Origin of the sequence: Borrelia maritima, from assembly GCF_008931845.1 — a bacterium.
In the GTDB taxonomy this organism is placed as follows: Bacteria; Spirochaetota; Spirochaetia; order Borreliales; family Borreliaceae; genus Borreliella; species Borreliella maritima.
Genome location: NZ_CP044535.1, coordinates 718,815 through 744,027, shown reverse-complemented (window position 1 = coordinate 744,027; position 25,213 = coordinate 718,815). Strand labels below are relative to the sequence as shown.

The 25,213-nt window shown below is 29.0% G+C and carries 27 protein-coding genes and 3 tRNA genes; 4 read left to right on the top strand and 26 right to left on the bottom strand.

The window, feature by feature from the left end; genetic code table 11:
• Positions 1–5: 5 nt before the first annotated feature.
• From mltG to DB723_RS03555, 5 genes are all read right to left on the bottom strand, one after another.
• Positions 6–1,037 carry an endolytic transglycosylase MltG gene (mltG, locus tag DB723_RS03575; protein WP_151552630.1) on the bottom strand — a complete coding sequence of 344 codons (1,032 nt, stop codon included), beginning with the start codon at positions 1,035–1,037 and terminating at the stop codon, positions 6–8.
• Positions 1,038–1,246: 209 nt separating this feature from the next.
• Positions 1,247–1,328 (bottom strand) — tRNA-Tyr (locus DB723_RS03570).
• Positions 1,329–1,332: 4 nt separating this feature from the next.
• Positions 1,333–1,406 (bottom strand) — tRNA-Thr (locus tag DB723_RS03565).
• An 88-nt stretch (positions 1,407–1,494) separates the two neighbouring features.
• Positions 1,495–1,818, bottom strand: a complete 324-nt coding sequence (locus DB723_RS03560; RefSeq protein WP_151552628.1) for a hypothetical protein — start codon at positions 1,816–1,818, stop codon at positions 1,495–1,497.
• A gap of 5 nt (positions 1,819–1,823) precedes the next feature.
• Complete coding sequence (locus tag DB723_RS03555; RefSeq protein ID WP_151552626.1) at positions 1,824–3,596, bottom strand: hypothetical protein; 1,773 nt, start codon at positions 3,594–3,596, stop codon at positions 1,824–1,826.
• A 105-nt stretch (positions 3,597–3,701) separates the two neighbouring features.
• Here DB723_RS03555 and DB723_RS03550 point away from each other — a divergent pair, with 105 nt between their 5' ends.
• Positions 3,702–4,934 carry a CCA tRNA nucleotidyltransferase gene (locus DB723_RS03550; RefSeq protein ID WP_151552624.1) on the top strand — a complete coding sequence of 411 codons (1,233 nt, stop codon included), beginning with the start codon at positions 3,702–3,704 and terminating at the stop codon, positions 4,932–4,934.
• Here DB723_RS03550 and rnc read toward each other — a convergent pair.
• The 14 genes from rnc to DB723_RS03480 form a co-directional block, all read right to left on the bottom strand.
• On the bottom strand, positions 4,905–5,642 hold the full coding sequence (rnc, locus tag DB723_RS03545; RefSeq protein WP_151552622.1) for a ribonuclease III: 738 nt from the start codon (positions 5,640–5,642) through the stop codon (positions 4,905–4,907). The genes DB723_RS03550 and rnc overlap by 30 nt on opposite strands.
• Entirely contained in the window at positions 5,642–5,884 is a 243-nt protein-coding gene (gene acpP / locus DB723_RS03540) for an acyl carrier protein (RefSeq protein ID WP_151552620.1), read from the bottom strand. The genes rnc and acpP overlap by 1 nt, the downstream gene beginning before the upstream one ends.
• A 24-nt stretch (positions 5,885–5,908) precedes the next feature.
• Entirely contained in the window at positions 5,909–6,091 is a 183-nt protein-coding gene (gene rpmF, locus DB723_RS03535) for a 50S ribosomal protein L32 (protein WP_075552352.1), read from the bottom strand.
• Positions 6,092–6,153: 62 nt separating this feature from the next.
• A complete protein-coding gene (gene coaD / locus DB723_RS03530) occupies positions 6,154–6,645 on the bottom strand; it encodes a pantetheine-phosphate adenylyltransferase (protein ID WP_151552618.1) in 492 nt (163 codons plus the stop codon).
• Position 6,646: 1 nt separating this feature from the next.
• On the bottom strand, positions 6,647–7,186 hold the full coding sequence (locus tag DB723_RS03525; RefSeq protein ID WP_151552616.1) for a hypothetical protein: 540 nt from the start codon (positions 7,184–7,186) through the stop codon (positions 6,647–6,649).
• Positions 7,187–7,532: 346 nt separating this feature from the next.
• Complete coding sequence (gene rplS / locus DB723_RS03520) at positions 7,533–7,898, bottom strand: 50S ribosomal protein L19 (protein WP_151552614.1); 366 nt, start codon at positions 7,896–7,898, stop codon at positions 7,533–7,535.
• Positions 7,876–8,595, bottom strand: coding sequence for a tRNA (guanosine(37)-N1)-methyltransferase TrmD (gene trmD / locus DB723_RS03515; protein ID WP_151552613.1), 720 nt, complete (start codon positions 8,593–8,595; stop codon positions 7,876–7,878). Before trmD ends, rplS begins: the two co-directional genes overlap by 23 nt.
• Entirely contained in the window at positions 8,592–9,092 is a 501-nt protein-coding gene (rimM, locus tag DB723_RS03510; protein ID WP_151552611.1) for a ribosome maturation factor RimM, read from the bottom strand. Before rimM ends, trmD begins: the two co-directional genes overlap by 4 nt.
• 2 nt (positions 9,093–9,094) lie before the next feature.
• Positions 9,095–9,343, bottom strand: coding sequence for a KH domain-containing protein (locus tag DB723_RS03505; protein WP_002557283.1), 249 nt, complete (start codon positions 9,341–9,343; stop codon positions 9,095–9,097).
• On the bottom strand, positions 9,344–9,604 hold the full coding sequence (gene rpsP, locus DB723_RS03500) for a 30S ribosomal protein S16 (protein ID WP_151552609.1): 261 nt from the start codon (positions 9,602–9,604) through the stop codon (positions 9,344–9,346).
• 12 nt (positions 9,605–9,616) lie between these two features.
• The gene (gene ffh, locus DB723_RS03495; RefSeq protein WP_151552607.1) at positions 9,617–10,951 is read right to left on the bottom strand and encodes a signal recognition particle protein; all 1,335 of its coding nucleotides are present in this window, start codon (positions 10,949–10,951) and stop codon (positions 9,617–9,619) included.
• 63 nt (positions 10,952–11,014) lie between these two features.
• Positions 11,015–12,223, bottom strand: a complete 1,209-nt coding sequence (gene badR, locus DB723_RS03490; RefSeq protein ID WP_151552605.1) for a host adaptation transcriptional regulator BadR — start codon at positions 12,221–12,223, stop codon at positions 11,015–11,017.
• A gap of 287 nt (positions 12,224–12,510) precedes the next feature.
• Positions 12,511–14,520 carry an elongation factor G gene (fusA, locus tag DB723_RS03485; protein ID WP_151552603.1) on the bottom strand — a complete coding sequence of 670 codons (2,010 nt, stop codon included), beginning with the start codon at positions 14,518–14,520 and terminating at the stop codon, positions 12,511–12,513.
• A 72-nt stretch (positions 14,521–14,592) separates the two neighbouring features.
• Positions 14,593–15,129: a Dps family protein gene (locus DB723_RS03480; protein ID WP_151552601.1), complete on the bottom strand. Its 537-nt coding sequence runs from the start codon at positions 15,127–15,129 to the stop codon at positions 14,593–14,595.
• Positions 15,130–15,212: 83 nt separating this feature from the next.
• Between DB723_RS03480 and DB723_RS03475 the strand changes: the two genes are divergently transcribed.
• Positions 15,213–15,680: a BB0689 family surface lipoprotein gene (locus tag DB723_RS03475; protein WP_151552599.1), complete on the top strand. Its 468-nt coding sequence runs from the start codon at positions 15,213–15,215 to the stop codon at positions 15,678–15,680.
• Positions 15,681–15,723: 43 nt separating this feature from the next.
• Positions 15,724–15,797 (top strand) — tRNA-Val (locus DB723_RS03470).
• Between the two features lie 8 nt (positions 15,798–15,805).
• Here the strand turns inward: DB723_RS03470 and mvk are convergent.
• Genes mvk through DB723_RS03440 form a run of 6 tightly spaced genes read right to left on the bottom strand, consistent with a single transcriptional unit; the run spans position 15,806 to position 22,085 of the window.
• Positions 15,806–16,696 carry a mevalonate kinase gene (gene mvk, locus DB723_RS03465; protein WP_151552597.1) on the bottom strand — a complete coding sequence of 297 codons (891 nt, stop codon included), beginning with the start codon at positions 16,694–16,696 and terminating at the stop codon, positions 15,806–15,808.
• The gene (locus DB723_RS03460; RefSeq protein WP_151552595.1) at positions 16,690–17,643 is read right to left on the bottom strand and encodes a GHMP family kinase ATP-binding protein; all 954 of its coding nucleotides are present in this window, start codon (positions 17,641–17,643) and stop codon (positions 16,690–16,692) included. Before DB723_RS03460 ends, mvk begins: the two co-directional genes overlap by 7 nt.
• Positions 17,634–18,572 carry a diphosphomevalonate decarboxylase gene (mvaD, locus tag DB723_RS03455; protein WP_151552593.1) on the bottom strand — a complete coding sequence of 313 codons (939 nt, stop codon included), beginning with the start codon at positions 18,570–18,572 and terminating at the stop codon, positions 17,634–17,636. The genes DB723_RS03460 and mvaD overlap by 10 nt, the downstream gene beginning before the upstream one ends.
• Positions 18,550–19,824 (bottom strand): hydroxymethylglutaryl-CoA reductase, degradative, encoded by a 1,275-nt coding sequence (locus tag DB723_RS03450; protein WP_267128452.1) that lies wholly within the window; start codon positions 19,822–19,824, stop codon positions 18,550–18,552. Before DB723_RS03450 ends, mvaD begins: the two co-directional genes overlap by 23 nt.
• Positions 19,814–20,878, bottom strand: a complete 1,065-nt coding sequence (fni, locus tag DB723_RS03445) for a type 2 isopentenyl-diphosphate Delta-isomerase (RefSeq protein WP_151552958.1) — start codon at positions 20,876–20,878, stop codon at positions 19,814–19,816. Before fni ends, DB723_RS03450 begins: the two co-directional genes overlap by 11 nt.
• Positions 20,862–22,085, bottom strand: coding sequence for a hydroxymethylglutaryl-CoA synthase (locus DB723_RS03440; RefSeq protein ID WP_151552589.1), 1,224 nt, complete (start codon positions 22,083–22,085; stop codon positions 20,862–20,864). Before DB723_RS03440 ends, fni begins: the two co-directional genes overlap by 17 nt.
• Before the next feature lie 93 nt (positions 22,086–22,178).
• On the opposite strand from DB723_RS03440, the gene mnmA reads away from it, so the two are divergent.
• A complete protein-coding gene (mnmA, locus tag DB723_RS03435; protein ID WP_151552587.1) occupies positions 22,179–23,246 on the top strand; it encodes a tRNA 2-thiouridine(34) synthase MnmA in 1,068 nt (355 codons plus the stop codon).
• A gap of 44 nt (positions 23,247–23,290) precedes the next feature.
• On the opposite strand, the gene DB723_RS03430 is transcribed toward mnmA, so the two are convergent.
• Positions 23,291–25,192 (bottom strand): methyl-accepting chemotaxis protein, encoded by a 1,902-nt coding sequence (locus tag DB723_RS03430; RefSeq protein WP_151552585.1) that lies wholly within the window; start codon positions 25,190–25,192, stop codon positions 23,291–23,293.
• Between the last annotated feature and the right edge of the window lie 21 nt (positions 25,193–25,213).

Below are 25,213 nucleotides of genomic sequence, written 5' to 3'. Positions count from 1 at the left end.
ACTTCTTAATCCTTAGTAATAAAATTTTTAACATAATCTTTTGCTCCCAAAAGATGTGAAGAATAATTTGATGAAAATTGATGTGTGCCTAACTTAGAGTCTTTTACAACAAAAAACAAATATTGCGTATTTTTTGGGAAAAAAGCTGCTTGAAGTGAAATAATCCCAGCATTTGAAATTGGAGCGGGAGGATACCCTTTATTTATATATGTATTATAAGGAGAATCTATCTCTAAATCTGAAAAATAAATTCTTTTAGGATGACCTCGCCCTAACTCCTCCGTAATAATATATTCAATAGTAGCACAAGATTGTAATGCCATACCAGATTTTATTCTGTTATAAAAAACCGAAGACATTATTGAAGCTTCCTCTTTAACTCTATACTCACGCTCAACAATAGATGCTATTATTACTCTATTGTAAAGTTCCTCACTTGAATACTCACTAAAAACAACCCCTATGGATTTAAGCTTATTTAAAAAATTATCAATAAACATACGAACAACATTCTTTATTTCCATCCCCTTATAAAACTTATAAGTATCTGGAAATAAAAACCCCTCAAGAGAATCGTAATTAAACCCAAGCTCATAAATAAACAACCTGTCGTTGATCACAGAAATAAAATCCTGAGCATCATCAATAACAGCAAACTCTTTAAGCTTAAAAGCAATTCTTCTACTAGTATAGCCTTCGGGTATTGTAACATCAATATTCACATTAGAAGATCCTTTTAAAAACTCTTTATATATTTCAAATGTAGAAAGATTGCCATTGATTAAATATCTACCCTCTTTAAATTGTTTGTCACTACCAAAAATATAAGAAATAAAAACAAGAAGTAATTCGGATTTAATTAACTTTTGTTTTTTTAATTCTTTAGCTATTTTTTTAACTCCCCAACCTTTCTCAATATCAAATTTATAAACTAAACCATTTGCTAAAGAAGATAAATTTAAAAAATATATAAAAATTGACAAAATAGAACCTAAAAAGAACAAAAGAATAAATACTTTTCCAATTTTAATAAGCACAAGAATCTCCTAGCCAAACAAAAGTATTCGCTTAATTACTCTTTGGTTATTCAATTAAAAATTTAATTGAATAACCAACACAATGTTTTATAACCAATAAGAACTTTTCTAAATAGACAAAAATGCAAGCACCATAATAAAAAGATAAACACATCTAAAAGATCGCAATCTAAAACTATTAAAGGCAATCACCTCTAATCCCACTAAATTGGGGAGGGTGGGATTCGAACCCACGTAGGCAAAGCCAACAGATTTACAGTCTGCTCCGGTTAACCACTTCGGTACCGCCCCAAAGAGCCGACTGTCGGAGTCGAACCGACGACCTGCGGTTTACAAGACCGCTGCTCTGGCCAGCTGAGCTAAGTCGGCAAATAACAAACTAATAGTTAGTTTATAAAAATAAAATTCATTAGTCAATAGAACAATGATAAATAATTAATGAAATCTTTCTATAAACCTATTTATTGCCAGAAAGAAAAATCTTTAAAAAAAGAGCACAGAAAAAAATTATAAAACTAAAAATTAAAATTAAATAATAATTAATTCTTTTATTTCTCAATAAATAAAAAAATATCAACCTAGTAGATTCAAGTCCAAAAGAAACAGAACTTAAAATAATAGTAAGATCAAGATAAAATTTTTGGAAATTGTAAACAAAAATATTATAAGAACCAGCCAAAAAAACGAATAAACTCAACAAAGAATTTAAAAACAATACAATAACCAAGATTCTAATAAAATTTGAAAAACGCCTTAGATTTTTTGCTTTAAAAACTTTCATGAAATTTATAAATTTTTTACTATAAAAAGTGCTTGACTAATGATTCCTAAAAGATTGCCAATAACATCAGCTAGTGTAATTTTTTTATTTTCACTTGTCATTAATTTATAAGAAACTGTTAAAGATTTTCGAATAAAAACATTATGATTTTCTAAAAGGGCTAAACATCTCTTATTAAGCTCAATAAAATAATCTACAAACCTATTTGAAGCCTTATCAATAGAAACAGATTCATTTAAACACCACTTCAAAACCCTTTCCTTATAAAGGTCATCAATTTTGCCTTCTCTTTTATACCTTTCAAACTCTTCATTTTTATAATCAATCTCAAAATAAATATTATAAATTTCTTTTTTTAAAGCAGTAATATTATTTTCAATGTCAACATATATATTCCTCAAATCAGGATTATTAATTAATACGACATTGTTTATAGTTCTTACAACTTCCATCATTCTAACATCGTATATGTTTTTAAAAAAATAATTAAGAAAATATAACTTTTTAAAACTATAGCGACCAAGATTTAACTCGTTAAAAATCTCACCCCTTAAATTTAAAATTACACTAGGATCTCTAACAAGATTTTTTATTTCTTTAATTACAAGAACTTTTAAAGAGCTTTCACGCCTTTTAATAGCCTGACCCATCACATTTAAAAATAAAATGTTATCATAAAAATTTTTCACATCAAAGAAAGGTACATATTTTTTAGGAGATGCAACCGGATTTTTGCAATATACTCTAAAAATATCTAAATAAGGCAAAGTTCTTGACAGCCCAACAATCTTAGATACAACCGATAAAACATTTTTCAATACATATTCTACTCTAGACAAATGATCTTCTCTTGAGATCGTTTCTGAATTGTTAATATCATCAAATATTAAAAAATAATTTGATATAATGCTTTTAACGATGTCCTCATCTATCTCAATATCTTTTAATGTATACAAAATATCAAAAAAATAATTCAAATACTTACTAACACTTGAAAAACTGGTTCCAAATCCAACCTCAAGATCAACAATGCTAATATTTTCGATATTATCTAAAAGATCAACATTGAAAAATGAAAAAAAAGATCTGTAGGGAAAAAACGCTAAGCTATTAAAAACATAATAAAACTCAAACATATCAGAAACAATTCTGTAAGTATTGGCTGGAATAGAATTAATATAATTATTTATCTTAACCTTAAGAGATTCTTCTAAATCGTTTTGAGTCTTTTCTTTTTTTAAGAAAAGCTCATATTCGCCTTCGTCTAAAAAATCTTCCAAATTTTTCTTAGCATTGGGGACTTTATTTTGAATAGTTTCTAAAATAGTTTGCTCAACAACAATGCCACCTTTTGCTAATTTCTTAAAAAATTCTTTCAATTCCATTGAATATCGAAAAACACCAAAAAACATTTCTACAAAACCAACATATAAACATTCTCTCTTAAAATCTATTACTGGATTTTTACACATTTCATTGATTTGATTTTCTAAGTTTTTTATAACATAAGCTTTATAAATATCTTCTTTACTTTTATCTTTCTGAAAAAAATTTAAAATAGTTAGCCACACTCTAATAAGAAATGATTCTTCCATTAAACGTCCTGAAAGAAATTTTTCAAGTTGAGAATCAACATAAGGCTCATTACTACAATTAGGCAAAACAAACTCAGAGGAATTCAACCCTAAGCTTTTTTTTATATCATTCATCAGCCTATTTTTAGTCTCTTTTGAAAGCTGCCCTATAGCATTATATACAGTATTGTCATTACTACTCATAAAACCTCAATAAAACCAAAAAATGAAACACTTCTTACAAGATACTTCAAATAATTTAAAATTGTAAATCAATTTTAAATTATTTACACTATAATATAATTTTATATGAATCTAGGTAAAAATAATCAAAATATAATTAAAATTGGCAAAATATTTAAAAAAAACAACTACGAATTTTATTTGGTTGGGGGCGCTTTAAGAGACTTGCTTCTTAATAAACAACCTTATGATTTTGATTTTGCAACAAACGCAACTCCTGAAGAAATAATAACACTGTTTCCAAACAACATTAAAACAGGGATAAAGCACGGCACAATTAGTATTATTTTTAATAAAAAAATATTTGAAATCACCACATATAGAATAGAAAAAGAATATGAAAAAAAAAGAGCCCCTAAACAAGTAGAATATACTAAAAATTTAATTAAAGATCTTAAAAGAAGAGATTTTACAATAAATGCAATTGCAATGGATATTTTAAACTTTAATATAATAGACTGCTATGATGGAAAAAAAGATCTTAATAAAAAAATAATAAGATGTATAGGAAACCCAAATAAAAGATTTGAAGAAGACGCCCTTAGAATACTAAGAGCATCAAGATTCTCATCCACACTTAATTTTAATATTGAAAAAAATACTTTAATTTCAATGAAATACAAAAAAGAAAATATTTTAATGATTTCAAAAGAAAGAATAAAAACTGAATTTCACAAATTGCTAGAAGGCAAAAATATACAAAAAGGAATTTATTATCTTAAAAAAGTTGATTTTTTTAAAAATTTTTTCAATCTAGAAATAAAAACAAAATTAATCAAAAAAACTACCTTGCTTAACAAAGAAAAATTTTATCTAAAAGCAATCACCATATTGACAATTAAAAAACCTATAAAAGAATTAAAAGAAAAATTAATTTTGCTTAAATTCTCAAATAAAGAAATTAAGTTAATTCTATTTTATAGAAGCATAATCGATAATAATAATATTTTTAATGTCAAAACATTGAGTGATATTAGGTATTTGCTTAGCAAAAGCACAAAAGAGCATTATAAAGAAATAATTGACATATATAAAGCACTCAAAGGAAAAAAGAAAAAATATTTATTTATAATAAAAAACATAAAAAGAAAAAAATTGCTAAAAAGTCCTCTCTCTTTAAAAGATTTAAAAATCAATGGAAAAGACATTCAAAATTTAGAACAAATAGAAAACAAAAATATAGGTAAAATTTTAAACATACTACTAAACTGCGTAATTGAAAATCCAAAGCTTAATACTAAAAAGTATCTTATAAAAAAAATAGAAGCTTTAAAGCTTAATATTTTCCATAGTTTTTAAAGCTACTTCGGCCGCTCTCATTTCAGCTTCTTTTTTAGATTTTCCCTTTCCGTTTGATACAAACTTTTCTCCAACATAAAGCTCAACACAAAAAACTTTATCGTGGTCTGGGCCTACTTCCTTGTCTAGCTTATAACTTGGCGAGATTTTATATTTTTTTTGAACATATTCTTGCAATAAACTCTTATAGTCTTTAAAATCACCCCTATTAAACATCAATCTTATAGACATATCAAAAAGTCCAACCACAAATTCTGTTGCAGCTGAAAATCCACTATCAAGATAAATAGCTCCTACAAAAGCTTCAATAGCATCTGCAAGAATTCCTTTTTTGTTGCGACCATCATTACTCTCCTCTCCTCTGCCAAGCAAAATATAAGATCCAAGATTAATCTCTCTAGCAATATTAGATAAGGAATCTTCACTAACAATATAAGATCTAGCCTTACTGAGCTCTCCTTCGCTTTTACTTGGATAAGTTTTATAAAGATGATCTGTGATAATTAAATTAAGCACAGAATCTCCTAAAAATTCTAATCTCTCATTATTATTAGATTTTTGATCCAACTCATTAGAATAAGACGAATGGCTTAATGCTGTATTTAATAAATCAAAATTATTAAAATCAATGCTCAAATTTTCCAAAAATTCATTCAACTGAGCTTTTCTTTCACTGTCAAAACAAAAATCAGAAGAATTTTTCTTCATCAACCTTTTCTCTTTTTAATAAAATCAACAACATCGCCTACCGTCTCAAATTCATTGGCTTCGTTCTCTGGGATCTTATCATCAAAAGCTTCTTCAAGTAAATATAAAAGCTCATAAATATCAAGACTATCTGCGCTAAGGTCCTCAACAAATCTAGAGTCTATAGTAATTTCATCTTCTTTTTTATCAAGTTGTTCAGATATAATAGACCTAACCTTACTAAAAATTTCATCATTATCCATGAATACACCTTCCTTGCTACAAAACTACAAACCTATTTCTAGATATTGGTTATTCCTATAATATCCACACTTTAAACAAATTCTGTGCCTCACTCCAAGGTTACCACAATTAGAACATTCTTGAAATTGTGGAACTTTCTTCCTCATATTTATACTGCGCCTTGTTCTACTCCTAGATTTTGAAGGCTTAAATTTTGGAACAGCCATTACTTTCTCCTACTACTTTTAAACTACATTAAATTATCTTAATAATATATATATTAACCAAGTCATTTGTCAATAAACTTAGATTTCAATCTATTGAACACCAATTCTGGAACAAAATGAGAAAGATCAACATCTTTTTTCATCATCAATTCCTTTACAAAATCAGACCTTACGTATAAATGTTCTGCACTACTTGGCAAAAATATGGTATCAATTTTAAAATTCAACTTATTATTAACAAGATATCTCTCAAATTCTATATCAAAATCATTAAAAGCCCTAATTCCTCTAACAATAAATTTAATGGAATTAATTAATGCATAATCAACAATAAACCCGCTATACTTATCTACAAATACATTTAAAAAATTTAAAGACAAAATAACATCTTTTGTAAGACTAAATCTCTCAACATCACTTAGTAAATACTGTTTTGATTTATTTTTAGCCACCAAAACAACAACTTTGTCAAAAATAGCCAATGATCTTTTAATTAAATCAATGTGACCCCAAGTAATTGGATCAAAAGATCCTGGAAAAACTGCCACCTTCATATCAACAAAGCCTAAACTCTCTGTTAATATCTTTAAGAATTTTTTTACGCCATATTGGTTGTTCTTCTAAATTTTCAAATTCAATTTCTTTAATAATTTTGAAATATAAATATTCTCCTCTAGAAGATGTATCCACAATAAAAAATTTACCAACACCTTTATAAACTAATTTTTCATTACTTGAAAGATTATTTTCAATAGCTAACTTGTTGATAGCACAATCAAAATGAATGGGTCTATCTTCATTTTCAACCTTTAAAGACATGCTACAAACAAGATCACTTATTTTTTTTTCACAAATAGCGCAAGTAACGTCAAGATTTATTCTTGTTTTAAATTTTGCATTTTTTCTTCTAAACTTACCTTTAAAAACATTTTGTTTATCTGAATTAAAAACAATAGATCTATTATTAAAGCTGTTTTGGGAAATAACATTTTGACCTTTACTCTCAGAATTTAATCTTTTATTTTTAAAACTATAAAAACGCTTATTTAATTTCTGAAAATTGCTACTCTTAAACTTACTTTGAGTATATTTCAAAATCAACTCTCCTTAACAATAACAAATACTTACTCTCAAAAAACAAAAACTTAGAGACAAATTCAATTACATAACTTGAAAGTTTTTCAACAAATCAAAATTTTAAATCTTTCTTTGGCTTTTCAAAAGACAAAAGTCCAATTAAACTTACATTGAAATTAATAATAATTATAATTAATTAATGCTTTAATTATAATAAATATACTTTCAACTTTACCAAAATTATTTTTTAAAATAGCAAAATTTTAAAATTTTGAATAAAAATCTGCAAAACAAAAAACCATTCAAAAACAATTTTGATCTTAATCTAATTTACTTAATCTAATAAACCAAAATACTTAAAATACTAATGCTTAACTTTTTTAATATTAAGACGCTCCTTTATCTTCATAGCAGCTTTGCCAATTCTATTTCTCATATAATAAAGCTTCGCCCTCCTAACCTTTCCTTTTCTTAAAACTTCAACTTTTTCTATAATAGGAGAATATACTGGAAAAATTTTTTCAACACCGATTCCCGAAGAAATTTTTCTAATCAAAAATGTTTTGCTAATTCCTTTATTTTGAAAAGAAATAACAATCCCTTCAAAACTCTGCAACCTTTCATTACTACCTTCAATAATTTTATAAACAACTTTTATAGTATCTCCCACATTAAAGACAAAAGCCTCATTTTTTTTATTTTGAGCTTCAATTTTTTTTATTAAACCCATTATCTTCTCCTATTATCTCTAAATATTTAAGGTATAAATCATATCTATTTTTTTTAGTTTTTTCTTTAGCCTTGAAAAACCTCCAATTCTTTATATTTTCATGATGCCCTGAAATAAGAACTTCTGGAACCTTTATCCCCATAAAATTATAAGGTCTGGTATAATGAGGATATTCAAGCAGCCTATTTTTTATACCAAATGATTCTTCTAATAAAGAATTGGGATTTATTACTCCATCTAACAACCTATATACACTATCTATTAAAACAAGAGCTGCAATCTCCCCTGAAGACAAGACATAATCTCCAATAGAAATCTCAAAATCAACATACAAGTCTATAATACGCTGATCAATTCCTTCATATCTTCCACAAATTATAACAATTTCTTCTTTTTTTGACAAGGAATATGCCAACTCTTGGGTATGCTTTATGCCAGAAGGACTTAAAAATATTGTTGTTTTTTTAGTAGCTTCCACATGCTCAAGAGCAGAAGAAATGGGCTCAGCCTTTAATACCATTCCAGCACCGCCTCCATAAGGCAAATCATCACATCTTTTATGTTTATCTTTTGAAAAATCCTTAACATCAAGAAGTTCAAAACTTACTATTCCCTTGTTAATAGCTTTTTTCATTATTGAATTTTCAAAAAATGGCTTAATTATTGCTGGAAAAAGGGATATAACTGTAAATTTCATCTTAAAAGATCTAAAACCTTAAGCTGAATCGTTTTCTCTTGAGCACTTATCTCTCCAATATAAATACTCGAAAAGGGAACAAAAAAAAATTTAATACCCACCTTGACCTCAAGAAATATGCCGTTTAAATATTCAAAGAAAGCTACAACTTCTCCCAGCCTTCTATTGTCATCAACAATAGCATAGCCAATTAATTTCCCCAAATAATATTCGCCTTCTTTCAAAGTCGATGCAAGCGCATCATTAACCCATAATTCAAAACCAATCAAGGATTTTACTGACTCCGGAGTATTAATCCCTTCAAACTTTAAAAACAAGGAATTACTCTTTATATTAACATCTACAACTTTAGTTTCCATAGTAAAACCATTGTTTTTTTTTAAAAGAACTTTATTGTTTTTTAGGTTAATAAAATCACAAAAATTATTGGATATGCTTTTAACCTTAGCATACCCATTAACTCCATAAGACGATAATATTATGCCCTTAATAAACATAATTAATCTAAAATTTCCAATTGCACTCTCCTATTGGTTTTAGCAGCACAAGCTCCAAGCAAAGTTCTAATAGCGCGTGCAATGCGACCTCGTCTTCCAATTATTTTGCCTACATCGCTTTGAGAAACCCTTAATTCTAAAATAGTTGATTTTTCCCCTTCAATTACATTTAGTTTTACTTCATCTTCTTTATCTACAAGAGACTTTACTATAAACTCTATAAGTTCAATCTCATTCCCGTACTCTTTCATCTAAACCTCCTGACTTTTCGCATTCAAGTTGTTTTTATTTAAAAGCATTCTCACTGTATCGCTTAAAATTGCTCCCTTACTTATCCAATCCTTCATCCTATCTTCCTTAATTTTTATTTGCTGCTGCTTTTCAACAGGATGATAATAACCAAGCTCTTCAATTGCTCTACCATCTCTAGGAGAAGCAGAATTCATAACTACGATCCTATAATAAGGTCTTTTTTTAGCACCCATTCTCTTCAATCTTATTTTAACGCTCAAATTTATTCCTCCTTATTTTCCCAAAAGGGATGCAATCTTATTTTGAAAATCCTTATTTTTCATTTTTTTCATAATCAAAGCTGTTTGACTAAATTTCTTTATGAGCTTATTAACATCAAAAATAGTTGTCCCACTTCCTAAGGCTATTCTTTTTTTTCTTGACGGATTATTCAAAATCACTGGATTTATTCTTTCTTTCTTAGTCATAGAAAGAATAATGGATTCTTCTCTATTCAAACTTTTTTCATTTAAATTATCAACATTCAATATTGACTTTGAAACACCTGGTAAAAAACTTGCAAAATTAGAAATTCCCCCAACTTGCCTAATGCGGCTAAATTGGCTTAAATAGTCTTCAAAATTAAAACTAGCTTTCTTGATTTTTTCCTGAAGTTTAATAGCCTCCTCTTTGTCAATAACGCTTTGAACCTTCTCTACAAGACTAACAATATCTCCCATGCCAAGAATTCTAGAAGCAATTCTTTCTGGATAAAAGGAATCAAGATCTTCAATTTTTTCTCCAACCCCAATAAATTTAATAGGAACTGCACAAATACTTTTAAACGATAGCACAGCACCTCCCCTAGTATCTGAATCAAATTTAGAAAATATTGCGCCAGTAAGCCCAACACTCTCATTAAATTCCTTAGCAATATTTACTGCACCTTGCCCTGTCATAGAATCTAACACCAAAATTGTTTCTACAGGCTGCAAAATCTCTTTGATATTTTTTATTTCTTCAACTAATAAAGATTCAACCTCAAGACGCCCCCTAGTATCAACTATTACAGAATCAAAAAACTCAGATTTAGCAAACTTCATAGAAGCTTTAACAATTTTAATAGGATCTTTTTCACCTTTAAGTGAAAATACTGGAACACCTATTTGGCTACCCAATATTTCTAACTGCTCTACAGCCGCTGCTCTAAATGTATCAGCAGCTACAAGAAGAACTTTCCTATTTCCCTTTTTAAGCCTTAAGGAAAGCTTGGCACATGTTGTGGTCTTGCCAGAACCCTGAAGACCAAGCATAAGAATATAAGATTGCTTATTAACAGGATGCAAGCTAAGCTCATAATTTTTGCCTCCCAAAAATTTAACAAGATTATCATTGACAATTTTAATAAACTGAGATTTAGGATCAATGCTTCTTAAAACTTTTACTCCCTTAGATTCTTCAACTATAGAATTTAAAAAACGCCTCACAACTCTTAAGTTAACATCAGCATCAACCAAAGAATTTTTAATAATCTCAATAGCCTCTGCAATGTTTTTATCATTTATTGTAGATTTCCCAGAAAGATAGTTTATAAAATTTTTAAAATTTGACCCCAAACTTTCAAGCATTAAAAAATAACCTCTATTCTCAAAAATAATCTTATCAAATATAAGATACAAAAAAAGGTAATATTAATCAATATCTCCCCCTGTCAAATAAAATTTATTAAAAATAACGCTAGAAGCCGGTCCAACAACAGAAACTTCAGTATCTAATGAACTAAGCTTTAATACTATATTCTCTTTATTTCGCTTTCTAATCTCTTCTTTTAACAAATCAAAAAAAGCTTTTAATTTAAAACTTTGCCCATAGAGTACTAAATAATTAAAATCAAGCATTCTTTGAATATTGATAATAATTATTGCCAAATATTTAACCGTATCTTGCATAATTTTATTTATAAAATCATATTTTTCGTAAAGAGAAAAAATATCATATATTGTAACCTTTTTTAATTTTCCCTCATACTTTTCATAAAGCTCAGGAATTTCACCATTCATAAACTCTTTTGAAATCAATCTCTGCAAAGCAAAATTGGATATTAGCATATTAACACAGCCCTTATTACCACAAGTTGGACAATTTTTTTCTCCTTCATAATCAATTATCATATGACTAACCATACCTGACCTATTATTAAAACCAGGATAAACATTGCCACCTGACCAAATAGAAAGTTCTGCAGTATCTGTGTAGTCAAAAAACATAATATTATCTATATTTTTACCCATAAATTCAGCAAGAGATAAATTTTTAACATAACTTTCAAGATAAACCGTAAGTGAAAAATATTCTTCAAGTATCCTCTTAACAGGAACATCTTTTTCAATCCATGCTCCATAGCTGTCATTAACAACGCCTAATTCCTTATCCTTTATTAACCCTGTAATACTAAAACCCAAACCAATAAACTTATCCCTTGAAAAATTATGTTTCCAGATAATTTCTATCATATGATCTTTTATTTTTTCTAAAATATCATAAGCACTAACTGGAGGCTCAAAAGAATGGGTCTCGCTTATTAAAACCTCACATTTAAGATTAGCAATACCTATTTGAAAATAATTGCTAGAAATAATAACTCCCATTGAATAGGCATAATCTTTATTAATGTCAAGAAGTATTTCTTTTCGTCCGTGCTTTTTAACATCAGACACTCTAGAACCAACTTCAATCAAAAGATTTTCTTTTATCATTTGATTGGTCAAAATAGTAACTGCAGCATTTGTTAAGGTTAATTTACGAGCCAGGTCTGTTCTTGAATATTGCATATTTTTCAAACTAAGAAGAATTTTTCTTCTATTTCCACCTCTAATTGAAACCATATTTTCACCCTGCATAATACGCCTCCTTTATTTTTTAAAATAAAAAAATATTATAAAATATCATATCAAAAAAACCAATATAATATTTTACCCATGCCTAAAAGGCAAACATGCCTTTATAAGGCTAAAAAACATTCTATATCATAATATCACATTCATAAACTATCAAAAACTTACAGATTAACAACAAAAGGAATAAAATCATTTTTACACAAAAACTCATCAATAAAAATTAATTAGTAATTAGATTTAAAAAATAATAAATACAAAAAAAGCCATTCTGCCTTATAAAACTAACAACTTTAACTTACTTTTTCCTTAAAATAAGAAAATTCCATAGTAAAACTGCCCCTCCCTTTAGTAGAACTTCTTAAAATAGAAGCATACCCAAAAAGCTTTTCAAAAGCCGCCTGTGATTTTATCAAATCATACTCTCCAATATTGCTAACTGCATGAACAACACCCCCCATAACATTTAAAGTAGAAATAATTTCTCCCGTATGTTCAACGGGTGTTCTAATTTCTAATAGCATTATTGGTTCAAGTTTAATAGGATCTGATTTTTGGAAAATGCTATGAAAAGCAAATCCCGAGATTGATTCAAAAGCACTCTCACTAATCTTGCCAGTTTCACAAACAATAGAAAAAATGCTAACATTAATATCAACAATGGGATATCCAAAAACTCCACTTACAAATGTAGTTGTAATCCCCCTTAATATTGCAGATTTAATTGGAGGATCGATATTACATTCAAAATCGATTTTATTTCCTTCGCCCCGCGACAAAGGTTTAATGACTATCCCAATTTTAAAATCAATATTTCTACCAGCAAAGATATTTTTAAACTCAAAAACTTCTTTTACAATTTTGCCTGCACTCTCTCTGTAACTTACTTGAGGTTTTCCTGTATAAACATTAAGATTAAATTCATCTTTAATTCTTGTCAAAATAATCTCAAGGTGTAATTCACCCATTCCAGATATAATCAATTGCCCTGTTTCTTTACTCTCAGAATAACTAAAAGTAGGGTCTTCTTTAGATATTATATCAAAAATTTCCTTTAGCCTAATCTCATCTGATGATCTTTCAGGCTCAACAGACATTAAAACAACTGGCTCTGGAAACATAACAGACTCAAGCAAAACATTATTATTTTCTTCAACAAGAGTATCCCCTGTAGCAGAAAATTTTAATCCCAAAACAGCGCCAATATCACCTGTTTTCACAAAATCTATTTGTTCATTTTTATTTGAAAAAACTCTAAAAATTTTTGTAAACTTTTCACGCTTACCATTAGAAGCATTAATAATTTTTTTATTAGAATTAATCTCACCAGAATAAACTCTAACAAAATAAAGATGAGCCGCAATTATGCTTGAATATTGGACTTTAAAAACAAGCGCTGACAATTTTTTACTTTCATTAGGATTAACTAAAATTTTTCTATCCGAATCTAAAGAAAAAGCATTAAAGCTTTTTTCAAAAGGACTTGGCAAGTAGTCTACAATCGAATCGATTAAAGGTTCTATTCCAATATTTTTTAAACTAGCTCCCATTAAAACAGGAATAATAAATCTAGAAATAGTGCCTCTTCTAATCTCCCTTCTAATAATGTCTAAACTAATCTCTTTATCTTCAAGAAACAATTGAGTAATTTCCTCACTAAATTGACTGAGAATATCTATTAATTTTTTCTTAAAAAGAATCACTTTTTCAACAAATTCTTCCCTGACTTGACTATAAGTTAATTTTGGAATTCCATTTTCCATTGAAAAATGAAGCTCTTTATTTAAAATAATATCAACTACTCCTTCAAAACTGCTTTCATTTCCAATTGGAATCTGCAAAATTAAAGGAATAGTTTTAAACTTATTTTTAATATCTTCTACAACTTTAAAAAAATTAGCGCCCAATCTATCCATCTTATTAACATAAGCAAGTCGTGGAATTTCATACTTCTCTGCCTGTTTCCATACAGTTTCTGTTTGAGCCTGAATTCCATCAACAGCACTAAAAATAACAATACCCCCATCAAGAACTCGAAGAGATCTTTCAACTTCTGCTGTAAAATCAACATGCCCGGGCGTATCAATAATGTTTATTTGGCAATCCTTCCAATGACAAGTAATAGCAGCTGAACTAATAGTAATCCCTCTTTCTTGCTCTTGAGGCATCCAGTCAGTAATAGTATTACCAGAGTCCACATCTCCCATTTTATGACTTTTACCGGTATAATAAATAATTCTTTCTGTGGTAGTAGTTTTGCCAGCATCAATATGCGCCATAATCCCAATATTTCTAATGTCCATAATCCCCAACAACTACAAAATTAATACAAATAAACTAACCATTAGTACAAGTTAAACATTTTAATAAAATTGTTATTTTTCATTGCACTCGCAACATTTGCTATCACCCTCGTCGTGACAAAAACAATGACAATTCTCAAGCAAAGCCTTATGCATCCACAAATACTTCTCAAGATCGCTTATGATGTCATCCATAATATTAGCAGTACCATAATCCCCAGCAGTATCAATCAACTTTCTCATTCCAACAATATTTTTTAAAATCTCAGTAAGACTGCAAACAATGCTTTGCATTGAAGGTAAAAAATTGGAAGTTGATTCAACATCAAGCTCCATAATAAAAGATTTTTTCATAAACTCAGAATATCTAAATTCAGAATCATATCCAAGCATTCTTGAACGTTCTGCAACAACATCAATAATCTTTTCAATATATTCATAAAGTTTTTGAGTTTTTTTATGAATAACAAAGAAATTGGTATCTTTTATATTCCAGTGAATACCTCTTAAATTAGAATAAAAAATATGCAAACTTGCTAATAATTCTTGCAATTTTAATTGTATTGCTTCTAAATCATTCTTTTTTATATAAGTTAAATATTTTTCCATCATAACTAACTCCTTTATATAATTATTATAATACATAATGATATATAATTATAATTTTAATATTATTATAAAAAGGATCTTTAATGAAAAAATTGATTTTAATTTTTACACTATTTTCGTCTCAAGCATGTAATTTAAACACAATGCACCCAATAGATACAAAAAAAGACATGAAAATCCTATATTCAGAAATTACTGAATTGAGAAAAAATTTAAATCTAAATCATCTAGAAATAGATGATGTTCTTGAAAAAGTTGCAAAAGAGTATGCTATACAACTAGGTGAAAATAAAACATTAACCCATACTCTTTTTGGCACAACCCCAATGGAAAGAATACATAAATACGATAAATCCTTTAATTTAACAAGAGAAATATTAGCATCAGGAATTGAACTTAGCGGAGTAGTTCATGCATGGCTTAACAGCCCAAGCCACAAAGAAGCTCTTATTAATACAGATACCGACAAAATGGGTGGCTATCGATTAAAAACAGCTAACAATATAGATATATTTGTAGTTCTTTTTGGAAAAAGAAAATATAAGAATTGACACCATTAAAGTTTATACTGTATACTACTTATTAGTAGTAAAAGGGCTCATAGCTCAGCTGGTCAGAGCGCCTGCCTTACAAGCAGGATGTCGGGAGTTCGAGTCTCTCTGGGCCCAAAAATCACCTAAACTCCAATTACTCTTAATTCTAAAACTAAGCTTATTTTAGAAGTTTTAAGTATATCATTTAACTCCTCTTGAACTTTATGCGCCTTTTGTAGACTTTCAAAAAGAAAAATAAACGCTCCCCCTTTGCCAGAGCCACTTAACTTTCCAGAAAGAGCACCTAATTTAATCCCCCTATTTATCAACCAATCAAGAGTATCACTAGACACCCCTAAACGCTTTAAACAATATTGCGCAAAATTCATTTCATTGGCCAAAGAATATATATCTTTATTCTGAAAAGAAATATAAGCATTCCTTACAGCAAGCCCAAGCTTTTCAATAAAAACAAATAAATCAGCATTGGATAATAACTGTTTTTTTAAATTAAAAACTATCTCTTTAGTCGTAAAATCTCTTTTGATTGCTCCTATTAAAAAATAAAAACCAGAATCTTTTACTTTCTTTAAATTTAAAATATCTTTTTTTTCTAAATAAAAAGTTCCACCAAGATCAATTAGTTTAATATCCATTCCGGAAGATTTGCCATGAAAAATATTTTCAATTTGATTTGCCAACAAAATTTTATTAAAATTTCTATACTCAAAATGGCTTGTAATATATTCTGCAAAACATAAACTAAGACTAGCAGAAGAGCCAAGACCAACTCCAATAGGAATTTCTGAAATTACATTAAACTCAATCGGATTAACTTTACTATAATTTGAAACAATAAAGTTTATCAAGCTATTTAATCTTGAACTGGGATTACCTAAATATTTCCAATTTCTAGACACACTGTAAACCAGATCCATATAAATTGGAACTGTAGCTCCAATAACTGGGAACCCGTAAACAGCACTATGCTCCCCTAAAAACAATATTTTAGCAGGTTTTCTTATTCTTAGCATTTATTGCTTTCAAATTTAATACTTTCGTGCTCTAAAACAATTGGAATAATTTTTGACAAATCAAAAGCTTCAATATTAGGCCTGTAAACTAAAAAAGTTTCATTCCCAGCTCCCAAAGCTTTAATCAAATCACATTGATCCTGAAAGTGTTTAAAGCTTGAAGGCAAAGCTGCAGAAACTCCTATTGCCTCTCCGATTGCTAGCCCCAATTCTTTAGCTCTCCTCAAATTAGAAATTAATGCGGATTTAGAACTACAAGCGCTTAAAACAAGTTTTTTCATTTCCAAATTGTATTTCAATATAAAATCTAAAATAGAATCTCTATGTTTATTGTACTCACAAATAGAAGTAGTAGTTTTAACTGCTTGCAAACCCCGCATTAAATAAAAATCATTAAACTCTAAAACTCCCAGCTGCCTACTTTTAGGATTAACTCCCCCTTCAAACTCAATCACACCTCCAAAAATACTAGTAGCAATATCATATCCACTGCCTATTCCTCCTTGCGAATATCTGTAAGCTTCCAAACAACATTTAAAAATTTCATCTTTGTTAATAATATTAGCAGTATTATAAATTAAAAAAAGTCCAAACACTATTCCAATAGCAACAACAGCACTTGATCCAAATCCCTTTTTAGTGCCATCATTAAAGAAAAAATTGCTTGTATCAATATATACATCGTAAGAAAAACTCTCTAGATTAAAAAAATAATTTCGACTTAAGTAATTAAACATTTTAAAAACAAAATCATTTCTATTTTCTATTAAAGAAAAATCGTCTATCTCTTTCTTTTTGCTAAAAAATCGCCAAGAATTGCTCTTTTTAAAAGAAAAAAATGCTCTCTTATTGATGGCAATTGCCAGACCTAATCCCTTTTCCTCTAAAATAGAGTACTCCCCCATTAAAAGCAAATTCCCAGGTACAGAAAAACTAATCAAATCCATTCTAAATCACGCCCAACCTTTGAAACAATAAAATCAATATCGGTAAAATTTTGCTTAAGTCCTTTTAAAATAGTATTTAAATTTTTCTCCAAACAAAGAAACTTTACTTGGGGGCCTGCATCCATTGTCTCAAATACAAAAATTCCTTCATTTCTCAAATTAGCAGCATATTTAATTAAATCTATTGTACTATTTTTAAAATAAAAAATAGAAGATGCAAACATTAAGGCAAACATATTCTGATAACTTTTTACAATAGTTGCTCCAAAATGTATAAAATCTTTTTTTAAAAAAAAATATAAGGCATCTTTAAAAATCTTTTTACTAGAAGCAATCCAAGCATCATAATAAAATTCATGGTGTTTACAAATATTCATTGCAGCCCTTGAAGATAATTCTTTTTCATTAGTATCAATTATGGCAAATATTATTCGCAAATCATTAAAATAAGATTGATCTCTTAATTGAAAAGATTCTTTTGCACCTTCTTTTAAAATAGTAAATCCCCCATAAATAGATCTTGCCGCAGAAGCTGATCCTACTCTTGCAAGATTAGATGCACTACTAGCAGAATATTTATTAAAATATTTCAAAACACAAGCAGCAATAGAAGCAAAACCTGAACTTGAGCTTGCAAGGCCTGCTGCTGTTGGAAAATTATTTTCACTTTTAATTTTAAATCTAACATTTGGTTCAGCAAGAATTTTTCTTGCATAATCAAAAAAGAATTTTTCTCTATTTTTCAATACAACTGGATTTGAATTTAAAATTATTTCATCTCGATTTGAAAGTTCAAGCTCACTTATTGAATAAAACTTATCAATACTAACAGCAAGACTAGAAGTCGCTGGAATGTTTAAAAAAACATCCTTTTTGCCCCAATATTTAATTAAAGCCAAGCTTGCATTAGCCTTGCACCTTACTTTCATTTTCTAACCTTATTTTCTTTAAAATTTTAAAAGCAAAATCAAAAGAATAAATATTCATTTTTTTCATTTCTAACAATAACTTGTCTTTCTCAAAATCAGATATATTATATTTTGTCTCTAAAAGGTAAAATATTTTATTAACATGCAATCTCATATGCCCCTTTTGAATCCCATTCAAAGCAAGAGCTCTTAAAGCAGCAAAATTACTAGCAAGTCCCACACAAGAGAGAATACCAATAAACTCACTCTTGCTATTTACATTCATAATTTTAAAACTTAAAATTGAAGCTTCATTAAAAGATGTAGCCCCGCCTTTAACTCCAACTTGTAAGGGAAGTTCAATCTCTCCAACCAAAGCATTATCGATAGTATAAAATTTACTAAGGGGAAGGTATTTCCCGCTCTTTGAAGCAAATCTGTGAACAGAAGCCTCAAGCGCTCTTGTATCATTAAAAGTCGCAAGACATACTCCTGTAATTCCATTCATAATGCCTTTATTATTAGTAACAGCCCTCTCCTCCTCGTAAAAACCTATGCTAGAAATAAGTTCAATTTTTTTAGCCAAATTCCAAGAATCATCTTTACTTGACAATAAATGGTCAAAATCTAAAATAAAACGAGCTTTAACTGTAAATTCACCAATATCATTGCTTAAAACTTTCAAAACACACTCATATCCAAACTCTAAAAAAATATATTCTGCCACACGTTCTGCAATTGAGTTTAGCAAATTAGCGCCCATAGCATCACAAGTATCCACATAAAGATTCAATTTTTGAATACCAAGCTCTTCAATATACCTTGTTGACAGTCTTCTAAATCCACCCCCTCTCTGATTCATATTAATTAAAAGAGGTTCAATCCAAGTCTTGATTTTATCGCCAAGATGAATCAAAATTTTACTTAAATCTTTTCCCGATTTTATATAAATTTGAGAAATTCCCAATACTTCCCCCAAAGAATAACTCAAATCAGCATTTTTAAGAATTTTTGCCGCAAAATTTAAAGCAGCAACAACAGAAGATTCTTCTGTTGCAATAGGTAAAGAATAATATGTACCATTTATTTTTAAATTTTTTACAATTCCAATAGGAAAAGATAAATATCCAATATAATTTTCTATTATATTAAAAAGAAAATCTTCATTGACATTATTGTAAAAAAAATCTTTAAAAGATAATCCCAAAAAACTTTTTATCTCTTGCCTTTTTTCTAAAATACTTTTATGCCTAAAATTTTTACTAAGTTTCATAAAACTGCTTAAAAACTCCAAACTCAGAAAGCAAATAGCTACTCAAAAAATACTTATTATTCCTAAGCTCTGATAAATTTTTACTTCCACTTAAAAACATAGACATTTTTAAAATATGCTCATAATCAGAAAAAAGACTAAATACAGCATCTTCTCCCAAATTGTAAAAAGCCCTAAGAACAACTGCAGCAACACCTATAAGTCTGGCCCCAAGAGCAATGCCTTTAGCAATATCCATGCCCGTCTCATATCCACCAGATGCAAAAATATTAGCTTTTAGAGAATCATCAATGCTAAGTAAAGTAAAAATCGAAGGGATACCCCAATCAGAAAAACAAGATGCAATATTTAGATTATCGCCCTTAATGCCTTCTACTAAAACCCAATTGGTTCCACCACTCCCTGCAAGATCAATATAAGAAACACCGAGGTTAAATAATTCTTTAACATCTTTTGGTGAAATTCCAAAACCTGTTTCCTTGACAATCAACGGAATACTTAAAAAGCCAGATAATTTAGCTATTGCCTCTTTTATTCCTTTAAAATTTCTGTCTCCATTAACATTCATCAACTCTTGTCCTGCATTAAGATGCACAATAATGGCATCAACTTCTAACCTCTTAACCATTTCAGCTATTTTAGAAATCCCAAATTCAACAATTTGAACAGCGCCGATATTAGCAAACAAAGGAATATTATAAGCATACTTTTTAAGAGCAAAATCTCTTATGTACTCGGGATACTTAAACAAAAGTTTAAAAGAACCTAAGCCAATAGGAATTTTTAAATGGTTTGCAATTTTAACTAAAGATTTATTAAAATCATTCCCCTCTTTACTCCCACCTGTCATGGAAGAAATAAAAACAGGCATTCTAATATTATATCCAAATATTTCTTCTTTTATGCTTATCTCAGAAAAATTAAAATCACTAAGAGCATTATGCTTAAACTTAACAAACTTTAAAAGATTGCAACCGCTTTTAACATCGTTCTTATTTAAACAAATCTCAATATGCCTTTTTTTGGTTTCCAATATATTAAGCTCGATACCCATAAATTCGGTATCCATCATTTCTTAATTCTTTTAAATAAAATCCTTTGGATTCACCAGGAACTATTTTATTTTGAAAGAAATCTTTATATTCTTCAAAATTTGCATTATTTCTATTTTTTATAAGCTCATCAAGATCCCATGATCTAACAACATCAAAAGCACCTTCTTCAACAGTAAGCTCATAAATAATCATAATATTGCCAGATCCATAAGAGCAAAACAATATCTTTTCTCCTGTAATATCTTTCTTGGAAAATACTCTTTTTAAATAAAATGCTAAAGATAGAAAAATTGAACCCGTATACAAATTCCCTACCTCCATAGCAGCTTCAACTCCATCGTAAAAATCTATTGATTCTAAATAAGCATTTCTAACAGATTCCTCATCACTATAATATTTTTTTAAAATATAATGCATTGAATCTATCGGCATCTTAGCAAAAGGAACATGTAGAACAAACCTATAATTAGAAAATAAATCTTTCATACTAAGATGCTTTTTAAAAGCAAAATCTCTTAAAGCATTTTCATTTGCATTATTGTAACATTCAACTGAATATTGACCCCGCACTTTAGCCTCAATACTTCCAAAAGGTCTAAAAAAATCATCAACATCATCGGTATAAACTCCAAATTCAGATAAATTGATCGAAAGTAGCTTTGGATTTTTTTCAACCAAAATGGCAGTTGCGCCAGCTCCTTGGGTAATCTCGGCCGTAGTAAGATTGCTATAATGTGCAATATCTGAAGAAAAAACTATACCATACTCAGAATTATCAGAATGGCTTAAAACACTTGCCATACTGTGTAAAGAAATTGCAGCACCAGCGCACGCGTGCTGAACTTGGAAAGTTAGAAAATTATTCCCCAAGAAAATACCAGCCTGCTTTAAAGCCCCAAAAACATAAGAAGAAATTGACTTTGAATGATCAACGCCTGTTTCAGTACCCCCCAAAAGCATTCTAATTTTGGTTAAATCGAGATTATTGTTGTCAAAAATAAGCTTAACAGCCGAACTTGCCATGGTTACACTGTCCTCATTAGGACCGGTAAACCTAAAACCTTTTTGCAAGGTTGCATCTATTGCTCTATTAATTTTTTTTAAAAAAGCTTCATTAGAAGAATATAAAGGATTTTCTAAAAGAACAGAAAAGTCTAAATAATTTAAAGGTAAAAAAATCCTAATATCACTAATACCTATTTTCACAAATTCCTCAATACATTAATGGATTTAAGTATTATATTATAATTTACAAAAATTATCAAAATCTTATATAATGAAACCTAAAAAGGGAAATTTATGAAAATAGCAGTGCTTTTGTCTGGAGGAGTTGATAGTTCTGTTGCCCTTTATAGAATAATAAACAAAGGATATACAAATATAAAATGCTACTATCTAAAAATTTGGCTTGAAGATGAACTGTCTTACATTGGAAGCTGCCCTTGGCAAGAAGATTTAAATTACGTTGAAGCTGTATGTAACAAATTTAATGTACCGTATGAAATAATAAACTTTCAAAAAGAATATTATGAAAAAGTAGTAAGCTATACTATTGAAGAACTAAAAGCGGGTAACACCCCAAGTCCAGATATTTTTTGCAATCAAAGAATAAAATTTGGAGCATTTTTTGAGAAAATCAATGAGCAGTATGATTTGGTTGTCACCGGGCATTACGCTAAAATACAAATAAAACAAAAAAAATTTTTTTTAAAACAGGCAAAAGATAAAATTAAAGACCAAAGCTATTTTTTATCTCATCTCTCCCAAATACAAATGTCAAAACTATACTTCCCCTTAGGGACATTGCTTAAAAGCGAAGTAAGACAAATAGCTAAAAACATAAATTTACCCAACAAAGATAGAAAAGATAGCCAAGGTATTTGTTTTTTAGGAAAAATTAAATACGATGAATTTATCAAATATCATCTTGGTGAGCAAAAAGGTAATATAATTGAAAAAGAAACGGGCAAAATAATGGGAATTCACAACGGATATTGGTTTTTTACAGTCGGACAAAGAAAGGGAATAAAACTTAGCAACGGACCTTGGTTTGTGATAGAAAAAGACTTAGAAAAAAATATCATATATATTTCCCATAACGAAAATTATTTAAAACAAGCAAAGCGCAAATTTCTAGTTCATGAAATACATTGGATAAACGACACACCTTCAAATTTTGAAAATTTCAAAATTAAAATTAGACACGGAGAAAAAAAATGCTCGTGCAAATTAAAGCTTATTGCAAATAACTTAATTGAAATTTCTTTAAATAAAAAAGACCAAGGAATCTCTCCGGGGCAATTTGCAATCTTTTATAAAAACACAGAATGCTTAGGTGGGGCTAAAATTTTTAAAGTCATAGAATAATGATCCACAAAAGTAAGTAAGTAGAAGATTTTTAAACTCTTTACTTACTTTTCGATCTTAAAGTAATCAACAGATTCTTTTAAATCTTTTACACTCTCTAACATTTTCTCAGACATTGCAGAAAGTTCTTCACTACTTGAAGCTGTGGTTTGAACTAGTTGACTGACCTGTTCTATTGCATTTTTAAATTGCTCTATTTGAATACTTTGTTTATAGCTCTCATTAGAAATATTTTTTACAAGTCTAGCCGTTTGTTCCATACCAGGAACTATCTGTTCAAAATTTTCTCCAGCACGACTTGCAACAGTTAAGCTTCTATTTGCAATATCAATAATCTCTCTTGCCGATTCTTTGCTTTGATCTGCAAGCTTTCTAACTTCAGCGGCTACCACTTCAAAACCCTTGCCTTTTTCTCCAACTCGTGCAGCCTCAATAGAAGCATTTAGAGCAAGTAAATTAGTTTGTCTTGTTATTTCGTCAATAATTCCAATTTTTTCAGTAATTACAGTCATTGCCTCAATAGCTTTAACAACAGATTTATGCCCCTCTTTAGTCCTTTCATTAGTATTAACAGCAATTTTTTCAGTAGTAGATGCATTTTCAGTATTCTCAGAAACACCTTGTGATATTTGCTCAATATTTGCTGTCATTTGTTCCAAAGTGGAAGCCTGTTCAACAGCGCCAGAACTTAAATTCTGACTTGCATTTGCTATTTGAATCGCATTTTCATAAAGATAATCTAGGTTTTCAATAACCCCCTTAGCAACTGAAGAAAAATTAGTTCTCAATTGTTCAAGTCCTTCGTACAAGCTATACAACTCTACAGTATCCCATTTGCCAAAATTGACATCAGCCGTAAAATTACCAGAAGCAAGTCGCTCAGAATATTCTAATATCTTATTCAAAGAAGAGCTCAATTTTTTAACAAGATAAAGAGTTGCAACAGCAAGAATAAGTAATGTAAATGCAAAACTGATGGCTAAGATTATAGTTGTAGCTCGCGACATATAATAAAAATCATCCTCTGAGGTTCTCATTAAAAGAATAAATTTACTATTAGACAAGCTTAATAATACCTTTTGACTAATTCCCACATATCTTTTACTGGTATTGGGATCATAATAATAAACAGTTGAAATTTCTTTATTTTTTTGCAACAAATCTTCAGATGTTTTTTTAACAATATTGGAATAAGAGGCACTAATATCAGTTAAAACATCGCCTGGAAATACCGTATGGTGAACCAATAATTTACCTGTAGTATCATAAGCTAGGGCACGACCACTAGAGAGTATTCCAAAATTAATCCCTCTAAAAGACCTATTTATATAATCCATTGAATAAAAAAACATAAAATAACCGAAAATGTCGCCTGTGTCGAAATCTCTTAAGGGCATACCTATTAATATGTAAGGAATCTGGCCTTTTTTATTTTTTATCTTGGAAATGTTGTTAACTAAAGACTCTTCAATAGACCCGGGATCTGCTAACATGACAAAAGAGTTGTAAACAATGCTTTGAGATTCTTTCAGTTTCGTAAAATATTCTCTGTCTCCAATAGATTTGCCAAAATCACTATTATCCTTAACAGCCGTAGTAAAAACTATTTCACCTTCCTTATTTGTAACCATCATATTACTACCAGTTTGAACAAGAATTTCAGATTGATCTAAAATAAAACTCAACCTTTTGGATTTAACTTTACTAGCCTCATTAAATTTCTCAGCAGAATTGAAATACATTGAACTAACTCTCACTTTCTCTTCCATTGAAGAGATGTAAAGATTAAAAGAACTTTTAATGCTTCCAATAAGATTTATCATAAGATCAAACTGCTGATCCACCAATTTACTATTAATCAACATTCCAAAAATAAAAAACAAAATTGATATAAAGAATGCTATCAGAATAAGAACAAGTAGCAACATCCTAGCTTTAAGCTTCATACTAACCACCTCTTTTACAAA

What these genes read in the sequence shown, in the direction of transcription:
- DB723_RS03560 (WP_151552628.1), bottom strand. Translation starts at nt 1,818, where the DNA reads ATGAAAGTTTTTAAAGCAAAAAATCTAAGGCGTTTTTCAAATTTTATT.
- DB723_RS03555 (WP_151552626.1), bottom strand. Translation starts at nt 3,596, where the DNA reads ATGAGTAGTAATGACAATACTGTATATAATGCTATAGGGCAGCTTTCA.
- DB723_RS03550 (WP_151552624.1), top strand. Translation starts at nt 3,702, where the DNA reads ATGAATCTAGGTAAAAATAATCAAAATATAATTAAAATTGGCAAAATA.
- rnc (WP_151552622.1), bottom strand. Translation starts at nt 5,642, where the DNA reads ATGAAGAAAAATTCTTCTGATTTTTGTTTTGACAGTGAAAGAAAAGCT.
- acpP (WP_151552620.1), bottom strand. Translation starts at nt 5,884, where the DNA reads ATGGATAATGATGAAATTTTTAGTAAGGTTAGGTCTATTATATCTGAA.
- rpmF (WP_075552352.1), bottom strand. Translation starts at nt 6,091, where the DNA reads ATGGCTGTTCCAAAATTTAAGCCTTCAAAATCTAGGAGTAGAACAAGG.
- coaD (WP_151552618.1), bottom strand. Translation starts at nt 6,645, where the DNA reads ATGAAGGTGGCAGTTTTTCCAGGATCTTTTGATCCAATTACTTGGGGT.
- rplS (WP_151552614.1), bottom strand. Translation starts at nt 7,898, where the DNA reads ATGGGTTTAATAAAAAAAATTGAAGCTCAAAATAAAAAAAATGAGGCT.
- trmD (WP_151552613.1), bottom strand. Translation starts at nt 8,595, where the DNA reads ATGAAATTTACAGTTATATCCCTTTTTCCAGCAATAATTAAGCCATTT.
- rimM (WP_151552611.1), bottom strand. Translation starts at nt 9,092, where the DNA reads ATGTTTATTAAGGGCATAATATTATCGTCTTATGGAGTTAATGGGTAT.
- DB723_RS03505 (WP_002557283.1), bottom strand. Translation starts at nt 9,343, where the DNA reads ATGAAAGAGTACGGGAATGAGATTGAACTTATAGAGTTTATAGTAAAG.
- ffh (WP_151552607.1), bottom strand. Translation starts at nt 10,951, where the DNA reads ATGCTTGAAAGTTTGGGGTCAAATTTTAAAAATTTTATAAACTATCTT.
- badR (WP_151552605.1), bottom strand. Translation starts at nt 12,223, where the DNA reads ATGCAGGGTGAAAATATGGTTTCAATTAGAGGTGGAAATAGAAGAAAA.
- fusA (WP_151552603.1), bottom strand. Translation starts at nt 14,520, where the DNA reads ATGGACATTAGAAATATTGGGATTATGGCGCATATTGATGCTGGCAAA.
- DB723_RS03480 (WP_151552601.1), bottom strand. Translation starts at nt 15,129, where the DNA reads ATGGAAAAATATTTAACTTATATAAAAAAGAATGATTTAGAAGCAATA.
- DB723_RS03475 (WP_151552599.1), top strand. Translation starts at nt 15,213, where the DNA reads ATGAAAAAATTGATTTTAATTTTTACACTATTTTCGTCTCAAGCATGT.
- mvk (WP_151552597.1), bottom strand. Translation starts at nt 16,696, where the DNA reads ATGCTAAGAATAAGAAAACCTGCTAAAATATTGTTTTTAGGGGAGCAT.
- DB723_RS03460 (WP_151552595.1), bottom strand. Translation starts at nt 17,643, where the DNA reads ATGGATTTGATTAGTTTTTCTGTACCTGGGAATTTGCTTTTAATGGGG.
- mvaD (WP_151552593.1), bottom strand. Translation starts at nt 18,572, where the DNA reads ATGAAAGTAAGGTGCAAGGCTAATGCAAGCTTGGCTTTAATTAAATAT.
- DB723_RS03450 (WP_267128452.1), bottom strand. Translation starts at nt 19,824, where the DNA reads ATGAAACTTAGTAAAAATTTTAGGCATAAAAGTATTTTAGAAAAAAGG.
- fni (WP_151552958.1), bottom strand. Translation starts at nt 20,878, where the DNA reads ATGGGTATCGAGCTTAATATATTGGAAACCAAAAAAAGGCATATTGAG.
- mnmA (WP_151552587.1), top strand. Translation starts at nt 22,179, where the DNA reads ATGAAAATAGCAGTGCTTTTGTCTGGAGGAGTTGATAGTTCTGTTGCC.
- DB723_RS03430 (WP_151552585.1), bottom strand. Translation starts at nt 25,192, where the DNA reads ATGAAGCTTAAAGCTAGGATGTTGCTACTTGTTCTTATTCTGATAGCA.